Consider the following 4,503-nt stretch of genomic DNA (forward strand, 5'->3'; position numbering starts at 1 on the left):
GCGGAGCCCCTCACGCGGCGCTATCTGACTGAACTCCCCCAGGGCCGGAAGGCTGCAAGGGGCTATAGCTCAGTTGGTAGAGCGCCTGCATGGCATGCAGGAGGTCAGGAGTTCAATTCTCCTTAGCTCCACAGATCGACACTCCAGACACTGTCGAGTTGTCAAAGATCGGTGACGAGAATCCCGCCCTCTTCAGGGGGCGGGATTTTCTTTGTCCCACTCCCGGATGATCCCGGTTGCCGCCTCGTCCGTCACCGCCCACAGCCGCAGCCTGCGCTCGCGCAACAACGCGACCTTCTCCCGTGTCTGTCCGTCCTCGGGCGTGTAGACAACGATCCGGGCCTCCGGCATCCCGTCGATCGACAGCGACTGCGACCTCATCCGCACCTCGCCCACCGCCTCATGACGGAACGACTTCACCCGCGGTCCCGGCCGGGCCACCACCCCGCTCGCCCACATCCGGGCGAAGTCCGTGCTGGCCCGGGACAGCGCCCGTATGAAGTCCTCCCAGGCAGGCTCGCCCACATGTCTGCCGTAACTGGAACGCAGCGTCGCCACCATCCTCGGCAGTTCACGCTCCCGGTGCACCACCGGGCAGACGTCCTTCGGCACCGTGAACAACGTCCACAACACGTTGGGCACACCGATCCGCACCGTCTGCGGCACCAGGAAGATGTCCCGGTACGTCGCGTTGGTGGCCAGCACGTCGTAGCGCGAGGTGTACACCACCGCCATCAGCGGATCGCGGATCCAGGGCGTCGATGATGCCCTGCACCTCCGCGCCGACCGACCGGGACAGTCCCTCCGGCGCGTCCAGCCGCAGCGTGCGTGCCACCGCGTCCAGCACCTGCGGCGAGGCGTTGATCGGCCGCCCCTGCTCCAGCCACCTGTACCAGGTCACCCCCACACCGGAGAGCTGGGCGAGCTCTTCCCGGCGCAGCCCCGGAGTGCGCCGCCGCAGCCCCGGGGGCATACCGACGTCCGCCGGTGTCAACCGCGCCCGCCTGGTGCGCAGGAACGCGGCCAGCTCCGGCCCGCGGCGGTGTCCTGCCGTCCCCATCGTCACGTCCCCCGTCGTCATGTCCTTCATCGTGGGCGCAGCCGCCCCGTGCCAGGTGCTGCCAGTACCAGCATCGGCGGGGTCTCGGCACCCGTACCGGTCCCCCCGCCACGCTCGGACGCATGACGACGACATCCCGTACGGGGCCAGGTCCCGCGCCCACTTCGATCCCCGAGAAAAGTGAATCACCCGGCCCCGACAACCGGCCCCGGCTGCTCCTCGCGGTCGTCCTCACAGCCCAGTTCATGGCCGTGCTGGACGTCTTCATCGTGAACGTCGCGGCCCCTACCATGGGTTTTGAACTCCACGCCACCGGCTCCGACTTGCAGCTGGTCGTGGCCGGCTACGCCATCACCTACGCGGTACTGCTGATCACCGGAGCCCGGCTCGGCGACCGGCTCGGCCACGGCCGGGTCCACCTGCCTCGCCCTGTTCACGGCGGCGTCGCTCGCCTGCGACCTGGCCCAGGGCGCTGTCGAACTGATCGTGTTCCGGCTGGTGCAGGGCGCCGGTTCGGCGGTGATGATCCCGCAGGTCCTCAGCATCATCCAGCGCGCCTTCACCGGCGAGGCCTGTACCCGGGCGCTCGGCGCCTACTCGGCGGTCCTCGCGGTCGGCGCAGCCGCCGGCCAGATCGTCGGCGGCGTCCTGGTAGGAGCCGACCTGTTCGGCACGGGCTGGCGGCCGGTGTTCCTCGTCAACGTGCCCATCGGCGCCGTACTCCTCGTCCTCGGCCGGCGTGTCCTGCCGTCCGGTGCCGGATCGACGACGCAGCGGACACGCGGCCTCGACCTGCCCGGCCTGGTCCTGCTCGGGTCGGCCGTCTCGCTGCTGACCGTGCCGTTGGTGCTCGGACAGGAGGAGGGCTGGCCGCTGTGGTCCTGGCTGTCCCCCGCCGCCGCCGTCCTCCTGTCCGCGTTGTTCATCGGTTACGAGTCGAGACTGGCCCGGCGTGGCGGCGCCCCGCTGATCGCGTCCCGGGTACTGCGCCACCCCGGCATGAGCCTTGCCGTACTGCGCATCCTCGCCGTGATGGCCGTCAACGCGGGATTCCTGTTCACGCTCACCCTGCACGTCCAGAACGGCCTCGGTTACAGCGCGCAGCGCGCCGGTCTCACCTTCGCACCGACCGCCGTCGCCTTCGGCGCGGTCGCCCTCACCTGGCGCAGGTGGCCCGTCTCCTGGCAGCGGGCGCTGACCCCGGCGGGGTTCGCGCTCACCGCACTGGGCACGGCCGGCGTCGGAATGGCCTTTCGCGGGGGCGGCGACGGGGGCGCGTGGCTCTTTCTGGCGTACGCCGGAGTGGGGGCGGGGCTCGCGCTCGCCTTCAGCCCCACGCTCACGGGTGCGCTCGCCACCGTGCGCCCCGAGGAGGCTGCGGACGCCAGCGGTCTTCTGGCGACCGTCACCCAACTCGGTCAGCTCATCGGGGTCGCCGCGTTCGGCACACTGTTCTTGAACCGGCTTGAGTCACTTGGGGGCCCACGGGCGTATACCTCTGCGGAGGCGCTGTCAGCCTGCGCATGGACGCTCGCCGCGACGGCGGTCGCGGGCGCCGTGTCCGGACTGGTACTGAGGCGTCGCTGACCGTATTGGTCCGGCCGTGGCAGAATCAAACGGCCGGAAGGGGGCGCGGCCCGACGGGAGGAGTAGCGATGCCTGCGAGCATCCTTGAGGAGGGCGGCCACCTCCTCGGTGCGGCGTTGATACGGGACACGATCACCCGGCTGCTCTGCCCTTCCTGCGGTTCCGTCCATGTGGCCCAAGTACTCGGCGACAACGGCGGGATCTCCTACGTGTGCACGGCCTGCGGCCACAGCTGGAGCTGATCGATGGGTGCACACAGGCGAAAGTGCGACTGGTGCGGGAGCGGGACCCCGATCGTCCGCGACATGGAGCCGATCAACCCCGACTACCAGTACTGGTGCGAGGAATGCGCGCGGGCGCTGATCATAAAAGGCGACCCGATCGAGACCTACCGTGAGCTGGAGGGCGAGCCGATCTACGGCCGTCTCCTGGAGGAGCACTGCACGCTCAAGAGGTTCTACTCCTTCGTCACGGCCTGAGCCGTACCCGGCCGCGGCAACGATGCCATGCGAGTGCGAGGAACAGCGCACCGGTGACCGAGTAGAGCGCCGACAGGGCCAAGTCGGCCGCGTCCTGGTGAAGTTCGGGCCGGCCGTGGCCGTGCGGCACCCACCACAGGGCGTACGAACAGAAGACCAGCAGCGTCCCCGCGGCCACCGCCCGGTGCCCGCGCGTCCACAACAGCAGCACCACGGGCACGCACCACACCCAGTGGTGCGACCATGACACGGGACTGATCAGCAGTCCCGTCACCGCGCACACGGCCACCGCCCAGGCCCGCCCGCCGCGCAATTCCGCCACGACCGCCACCGCAAGCCCCACAACGGCCGTCAGGGCCGCAGCGGCCGCCCAGAGGGCTCCCGGCTCGGCGCTGTGCAGCAAGCGCGCCAGAACGCCGCGCAGAGCCTGATTAGCGGTCTCCTCGGCCCGCCCCACCCGCCCCGTCCGGAAAACCATCCCGGTCCAGAACCGCCACGAGTCATACGGCAGGACGGCCGCCGCCACCAGGGTCGCCCCCGTGAAGGCGCCGGCCGCCCCACGCGCGGGCCGCAGCCACGGCCCCCCGTCCCGGCCCCCGCAACGCGCCACCAGGCCCGTGGCGAGCAGGAACACCGCGAACAGGGCCGGCGTCAGTTTGACCGCGGCCGCGAGCCCGACACCCACCCCCGCCCAGCGGTCCGGCCGTTCGGCGGGACGGCGTGACAGATCCCACAGGACCAGCACCGCCAGCAGCAGATTGATCTGCCCGTAGCGCACGGTCGTCCACACCGGCTCGCACCACACCGCCCCCGCCGCGACCCACAGAACGCACTCCACGCGCGCGTGGCCGAGGAGCCGCATCGACAGCCCGACGAAGACCAGCAGGAGGACGAGATTCCCGGCCGTCGCCAGCGCGCGCATGCTCGGCACGTCCAGCAGCGTCAGCGGTGTGAACAGCAACGCCGCGAACGGCGGATAGGTGGACGGGAGATGAGCCGCCGTCGCACGCAGCGCGTAGAGATCGCCGCCCGCGCGGACGGTCGCCCCCTCCGCCCGGTAGACCATCAGGTCGATCATCGACACGTGCGCGGCCCGCTGCGCCGCCCAGAACACCGTGAATGACAACAGGCACGCCGCCAGCGGCACCGACACCCGGCGCCGGGCCTCGGAGAACGCGATCACGGTCACGAAGCCCGACACTATCGCCCGTATCAGTACAGAACGGGAAACGATTTGGTGATGCACCCCCTCGACCGTGTAATGTTGGCGTCGCCGCCAGGGAAACCGGGCGGACCACAACAAGGGGCTATAGCTCAGTTGGTAGAGCGCCTGCATGGCATGCAGGAGGTCAGGAGTTCAATTCTCCTTAGCTCCAC

Annotated in this window: 4 protein-coding genes, 2 tRNA genes and 2 pseudogenes; 5 read left to right on the plus strand and 3 right to left on the minus strand. The window is 70.0% G+C overall.

The genetic code is table 11. The annotated features are described in order from the left end of the window. Positions 1–58 precede the first annotated feature (58 nt). Positions 59–131, plus strand: a tRNA-Ala gene (locus ABZ646_RS40760). 61 nt (positions 132–192) lie between these two features. On the opposite strand, the gene ABZ646_RS40765 is transcribed toward ABZ646_RS40760, so the two are convergent. Continuing rightward, positions 193–735: a hypothetical protein gene (locus tag ABZ646_RS40765; protein WP_360531088.1), complete on the minus strand. Its 543-nt coding sequence runs from the start codon at positions 733–735 to the stop codon at positions 193–195. A 130-nt stretch (positions 736–865) separates the two neighbouring features. Further along, positions 866–1,195 (minus strand): annotated as a pseudogene (locus ABZ646_RS40770) (helix-turn-helix domain-containing protein); the annotation flags it as partial. A 110-nt stretch (positions 1,196–1,305) separates the two neighbouring features. Here ABZ646_RS40770 and ABZ646_RS40775 point away from each other — a divergent pair. The 3 genes and pseudogenes from ABZ646_RS40775 (at position 1,306) to ABZ646_RS40785 (ending at position 3,126) form a co-directional block, all read left to right on the plus strand. Beyond that, positions 1,306–2,647: pseudogene (locus tag ABZ646_RS40775) on the plus strand (MFS transporter). A gap of 68 nt (positions 2,648–2,715) precedes the next feature. After that, positions 2,716–2,889 carry a hypothetical protein gene (locus tag ABZ646_RS40780; RefSeq protein ID WP_107483215.1) on the plus strand — a complete coding sequence of 58 codons (174 nt, stop codon included), beginning with the start codon at positions 2,716–2,718 and terminating at the stop codon, positions 2,887–2,889. 3 nt (positions 2,890–2,892) lie between these two features. Next, positions 2,893–3,126, plus strand: coding sequence for a hypothetical protein (locus ABZ646_RS40785; RefSeq protein ID WP_006136074.1), 234 nt, complete (start codon positions 2,893–2,895; stop codon positions 3,124–3,126). Here ABZ646_RS40785 and ABZ646_RS40790 read toward each other — a convergent pair. Continuing rightward, positions 3,116–4,462 (minus strand): glycosyltransferase 87 family protein, encoded by a 1,347-nt coding sequence (locus ABZ646_RS40790; RefSeq protein WP_360531092.1) that lies wholly within the window; start codon positions 4,460–4,462, stop codon positions 3,116–3,118. The genes ABZ646_RS40785 and ABZ646_RS40790 overlap by 11 nt on opposite strands. On the opposite strand from ABZ646_RS40790, the gene ABZ646_RS40795 reads away from it, so the two are divergent. Beyond that, positions 4,430–4,502, plus strand: a tRNA-Ala gene (locus ABZ646_RS40795). The genes ABZ646_RS40790 and ABZ646_RS40795 overlap by 33 nt on opposite strands. The last annotated feature ends 1 nt before the right edge of the window (position 4,503 follow it).

The organism is Streptomyces sp. NPDC007162 (genome assembly GCF_040634175.1).
Taxonomy (GTDB): domain Bacteria; phylum Actinomycetota; class Actinomycetes; order Streptomycetales; family Streptomycetaceae; genus Streptomyces.